The following is a 2,680-nucleotide window of genomic DNA, read 5'->3' on the forward strand; positions in this document are numbered from 1 at the left end:
GATCATCACCCCCGTCCCGAGCGCAACGGATCCAGTGAGGGTCAGTGAGTTCGAGGACTGGGCGCTGCGATCCATGCGGTACCGTACTTTCTTCTCGTCGGGCGGGGTTGGCGGTGTGCTTGCGGTCGGGTGCGCCGAGTTTAGCGGGCCAGGATCGTGCCCATCATGCCGAGGTCCTCGTGGTCGAGGATGTGACAGTGGTAGACGGTGCGGCCGACGATGTCGTCGAAGGCCACGCGGATGGTGACGCGGCCGAAGGCCGGAATGTTGACCACGTCCTGCCAGGTGGGTGACTCGCCGTCGTCGAGGACTTGCATGGGCCACACGTGCAGGTGCATTGGGTGGTCCATGGGGCTGGTGTTGGTCAGGGTCCATTCCTCCACAGTTCTGGCGCGAACCGTGATGTCGTTTCGGTCGGCGTCGAACTGTCGGCCGTTGATGGTGAACGACATCATCGATTCGGCTCCGCGCATCCCACGGCCCATGCCCATGCCCATGGCGAATTCCAGGGTTCGACGGGCAGTTACCGGTGCGGTGCGCAGGTCCCGCAGGGCCGGTCCTGCGGGCACGGGATCGGGTTCGTCCGCCGGGGGCCCAGTCACGTCCAGCGTGAGCAGACCGATCGGCTCGTCGTCCGCCGGGAACGCACCGGCCATGGGTCCGCCCATCATGCCAGGCATGGCGCCGCGGTCCACCGGGATGCTGAGCAGAGTGGAGGTGCCCTGGCGAGCGTCCACCAGGAGTTCGACTCTGTTTCCGGGAGCCAGCGTCACCTCGGTGAGGTCGACAGGTTCGGGTAGGCGGCCGGTGTCACGGCCGAGCAGGCGCAGAGACTGACCATCCAGGGTCAGGCGCAGGTAGCGGGACGGGCAGGCGTTGACGATCCGCCACTGCTCTCGCTCTCCCGGCGAAGCGGTGGCCCGGGGCCGAACCTGGCCGTTGACCATCACTATCTCGCCTTGACGGCCCATCATCTTCTCGGGCGGGGACGCGGCAGCCGGGTTGCCAGTGCCGTCGAGGGTGATGTCGGAGACGACCAAGGTGCGCTCACGGGACACCGGGACCGGCTCGGGGTCCTCAACAACGATCGCTCCGTAGAGTCCGGCCGCCAGTTGGTCAGCGACATGGCCGTGGTGGTGGGGGTGGTACCAGAAAGTCCCGGGCGGGTGGTCGTTTGGCAGGACGATTTCGTAGTCGAAGGACTCGCCGGGGGAGATGCTGACGAAGGGGTTGTCGCCATTGCCCTCGGGGGAGACGTGCAACCCGTGTACGTGCAGGTTGGTCGGGGTGTCGAGTTCGTTGGCAATCGCCACTCGGATCGTGTCTCCGCCCCGAACGCGCAGGGTGGGGCCTGGGAGTGTGCCGTTGAACGCCTGCACGTTTGCGTTTCGCCCGCCGATCTTGACCCGGGCGGGGGCGGCGACCAACTCCAGATCGAGCACACCGTCCCGACTGGCCACCACGTCCGGCTCGAGAAGGTCGTCACCACCGTCGGAGAAGCCACCACTGTTCGTGGTGTTGCCCTCACTGACGGTCCACCACAGGCCGGCCCCGCCCACGGCGGCGGTGCCGGCCCCTGCCAAACCCAGTGCGAGGAGCTGCCGTCGGGTCAGCTCGCTCACTGCCGTCCCTCGCCCAGAGTGTGTAGTCGCTCCCGGTACTCCTCGGTGGTTAGCTCTCCACGGGCGTAGCGTTCGTCCAGGATCTCTCGCGGCTGGCGCGGGCGTTCCCCGGTTTTGACATGCTCATGCCCTCCGGTCTGGCCCCGGCCGCCGGTGAACGCTTTCGCCAGGACGACGGTGACCACCACCGTGCCCAGAATGACCAAGAGCCAGAAGATCCACATCCAGCCCATTCCCGAACCCATCCCGTTGTTCCACATCATCGCGATCGTCCTTCGCTACTTCTCAGTCCCGAGCGTGTGGCCCGCCGGTGTCTGGGGGGTGGTGGCGCCGGGTGCGGGGCGTGGCGGTCGGTCTGGAGACCGTGGATCGGCATCGGCACCGAGGGTCTGGGTGTGGAGCAGCACGTGCAGGATTCAGCGATCGCTTCCAACGGAAGGTTACTGCGAGGCTGGATAGACATCTTCTCCTCTTCATATTCGTTGCTGGTGCTCACTGGAACACCTCCAATTATACCCCTATGGGGTATGTGGGGTAGGTGGTTGAACCCGGCTCACCCATCGATTGGTCCCTGGGTGTCTCACGCCTGGGGAGCGGTCCCTGTCAGGGCGACAATGAGGCAGAGCACGCTGGCCCAGAACACGCCCAGGCCAATGGCCACCACGGTTACACTCGCCCACTCCATACCGCGCCCCTGTCTTCCGGTCGAGTTCCACATTGGCCGGTACGCCCGCGTATTTGTGTGGAGATCAGGTGGAGGTCTGATCAAGAATTTCCGCTGGCGAGCTGACACTCAGGACAGGCTGGAACGATCGAGACCATGGTGGAGAACCCTCGTGCCCTCGAAGATGGGGGAAATTTGGGGAAGGGTGAGTTCGCAGAAACTACAGCTCGGCATCGTTTAGTGGCCCTTCATAGTGAAGGGCCCGTTTAGGGCGTGTCTCCCATAGCTGAGCGGTGACCCGCGAGACCGTGGCCGTATGGGACAGACGAAGTCACGATTTCGCCAGTTCACCGACGAGCAGTGGGAGCGGATAGAGCCCCTGCTGCCCTCCAAT

At 65.0% G+C, this 2,680-nt stretch carries 2 protein-coding genes; both read right to left on the bottom strand.

The window, feature by feature from the left end; translation table 11 throughout:
- Positions 1-140: 140 nt before the first annotated feature.
- Complete coding sequence (locus J1M87_RS25140; protein WP_096905124.1) at positions 141-1,622, bottom strand: multicopper oxidase family protein; 1,482 nt, start codon at positions 1,620-1,622, stop codon at positions 141-143.
- Positions 1,619-1,885, bottom strand: coding sequence for an SHOCT domain-containing protein (locus J1M87_RS25145; RefSeq protein WP_003862069.1), 267 nt, complete (start codon positions 1,883-1,885; stop codon positions 1,619-1,621). Before J1M87_RS25145 ends, J1M87_RS25140 begins: the two co-directional genes overlap by 4 nt.
- Positions 1,886-2,680 lie beyond the last annotated feature (795 nt).

This window comes from Rhodococcus sp. KRD162 (assembly GCF_017168335.1).
GTDB lineage: Bacteria > Actinomycetota > Actinomycetes > Mycobacteriales > Mycobacteriaceae > Rhodococcoides.